The 2,738-nt window shown below is 46.4% G+C and carries 2 protein-coding genes and 2 pseudogenes; 3 read left to right on the forward strand and 1 reads right to left on the reverse strand.

Features of this window, described 5'->3' with window-relative positions:
- The 3 genes and pseudogenes from AXFE_RS17700 to AXFE_RS19680 form a co-directional block, all read left to right on the forward strand.
- On the forward strand, nt 1-398 hold a 398-nt coding region (locus AXFE_RS17700; RefSeq protein ID WP_152626216.1), incomplete at its 5' end, for a DDE-type integrase/transposase/recombinase.
- Between the two features lie 127 nt (nt 399-525).
- Nucleotides 526-792: pseudogene (locus tag AXFE_RS17705) on the forward strand (integrase core domain-containing protein); the annotation flags it as partial.
- A gap of 98 nt (nt 793-890) precedes the next feature.
- Complete coding sequence (locus AXFE_RS19680; protein ID WP_152625812.1) at nt 891-1,253, forward strand: hypothetical protein; 363 nt, start codon at nt 891-893, stop codon at nt 1,251-1,253.
- Between the two features lie 731 nt (nt 1,254-1,984).
- Here AXFE_RS19680 and AXFE_RS17710 read toward each other — a convergent pair.
- Nucleotides 1,985-2,410: pseudogene (locus tag AXFE_RS17710) on the reverse strand (ISL3 family transposase); the annotation flags it as partial.
- Nucleotides 2,411-2,738 lie beyond the last annotated feature (328 nt).

A 2,738-nucleotide genomic window follows, 5' to 3' on the forward strand; every position in this document is an offset into this window, starting at 1 on the left:
TCTTAGGAGACGCGGGACTCAATAAGCGACGAGGACGGGTAGCGCTGCCTCGTAGGCGTTCCAAGCCCAATCATGTAGCTAAGGGACCACGTGAGGTTTGGGTCACCGACATTTCCTACCTGCCAGGGCCTATCAAAGGTCTCTTCTACTACCTGCACTTCATTATGGACCTGTACTCCAGGAAGATCGTCGGCTATGAGATCTACGAGAATGAATCATCTGAAAATCTAGCAACTGTCCTAAAGAGGGCCACTTTGAATGAGGGTTCACTCGCTCCTTCTGTACTACATTCAGACAACGGTTCACCTATGAAAGGGACAACCCTAGTGGCACTGTGTTACCTACTTGGTATAGCTGCCTCCTACTCACGTCCCAGGACGTCACAGTTAACCGGCTAATCGTGAGGCTCCATTCCCGCGTATCAATTTGCCTCGATTAGCAGGTTAACAGGGCATTATCCGGGCTCGAATCGGAGGTTCGAGCGCACTAATGTACCCATTAGCCGGATAATCGAATGACAATGCTCACATGGAATCGATGTTTCGCACAGTCAAGTACTGTGCGAGCTATCCCCACGATGGCTTTGCCTCCCTCATGGCGGCAAGGGTCTGGATCGAGGGATTCGTCCAGTTCTACAACGAGGAGCACCATCACTCTGGCTTGAACTTTGTGACCCCAAACCAAAAACACAACGGCGAAGATGTCATGATCCTCGCCAAGCGAGTCAAGGTCTACGAGGAGGCCAAAGCCAAGAATCCAAAACGATGGATCAATGCCAACACCCGGAACTGAAAGCCAGTTGTCTCTACGTCACTTGTTCCAACAAACCAGACAACGACAACATCAAAGTCCACCACTGCAGCGTCTGATTTGAACCTAACGAGTCTGCCATGAGTGCCAGACCTCCGTTGCGTCACGATAGCGTCACGATAGCGTGCCCTGTCTGTGGAGGCAACTTCCCCTTGTCAGGGAGGAGAACCTACTGCTCAGATGCTTGTCGGGCTCTTGCTTATCGACGACGTCACGATATAGGTGGCATTCTTCCAGTCACAGTTCCAGGGTCAAAGTCACATCGAGGCTTCACCGTCTATGAGTGTAGGTGTTGTGGTGAAAGATCCCTCGGAGAACAACGCTGCTTAGAGTGTAATACCTTTATGGCTCGAGTAGGAATAGGGGGATATTGTCCCTCCTGTGACGAACCAATCTCCATCATCGATCTACTTGGGGAGGAGTTGACACAAGCGAGAAAATAAATCGGGGATAGTTGACTTATTGCTACCCCGGTCGAGTGGATAGCAACTAAGATATATAACAGTCACTTCCAGCAAATACACTGACGGTTACCGACTGATTCGCCCGAGATCACTCTCATGCTGTTCAAAAGTCCGGTGTTGCCTATATACAAACTAAAGCTGATCATCACTTATTTGTGTAATTCCTGACCAAAACTACCGTCGAGTACTTTTATCGGGCAACCTATAGCAATATACTATCTGGTCATATAGATTCAGATCGTGAGATAAAAGTCCCATAAGATATTAAATACTCTCACCAATATCTAAAAGAATAAACCCACGTCTTCATTACTTCAGATCAACTCAATCTGAGAATTTGACGCTTCCGCGAGCTCAAACTCGCCAACCTATTGATTTAGCTAGCATGTCCGTAAATTTTTTTCCCTCGGATTAAGTCTACCCAGTCAATTCAAATCTTCATAAAAATTACCCATAGGCCCAATCAAACATCATTAAAAATTGCTAAATATCGGTAACTTTATAAATCGCAACTGCTGGTGGGCCAGCAAAGCTACACATCAAATAGTAAACGTAGACTTTCGGGCTCTCCTAACATAGATGTGGATCAAGCAACCCTTTCGTAGGGGAGCTTGAGATCAATCGGACCGCATGAAAGCATCACCAAGCCAAGTGTTGATTTTGCAGAGTGAAGACCATAGCATCTAGCAATGGCGGATCTAATTTATTGTTTAGACCCTCAAGCCTTCCGTTGGAGACACCCTTTTCAAGCTAGGGGGCTCAATAGCAGCCATAATTCCATCTTTATGGGTTCGAATTGTCTTTGATAATCTGACAAAGCTAGGTATCTGTGCTCGTGAAGCACGAGCACACCAGGAATCCAAGAACTCAGCTACTTCGTCATTGGATAATCCACTACCGAATATCCCTCTTAGGGATTCTTTCATCTCTAAGGGCTTTAGAAGTATTGCAGCGGTTGACTTTATTTGACGTAGAGTCTCATTTTGGCGTTGAGTCAAATCACCAGGATTCTTTAGTAATGCCCATCTTGCACTCACAAACCTACGGGCGTAATCTGGAGTAGGAAGTTTTCTCAGTTGGCGCCATAGGTCGCATCTTACCTCCTCCAGGGCCTCAGTGCCCAATTTAACGACATGAAAAGGATCGAGGTTGCGACCTAAGTATCTGGTGTGCGATCAGCGAAAGCTTTAGCAAAAGCTGGTCCCATGTCCATTGTTGCTACTTGTGTGAGAGCTTGGAACGTTGCGAACCAAGCTCACATAAGAACCCATCTAGACTCTTAGCGCTTTTTCCTTCTGCTCCATAGACGATCTTTCCAGTTTCATGATCTGTTACGGGCTCTAAATAACTTGGGTTATGTACTTATGGTGTTTACGATAGGCAATCTCATCTACCTCTATTATTGAGAGCTTCTCTAGTCGCTTTGGATCGATCTCTTTGGCTACTACTCTCTCACAGATCGTA

Source organism: Acidithrix ferrooxidans, assembly GCF_000949295.1.
GTDB classification, from domain to species: Bacteria; Actinomycetota; Acidimicrobiia; order Acidimicrobiales; family Acidimicrobiaceae; genus Acidithrix; species Acidithrix ferrooxidans.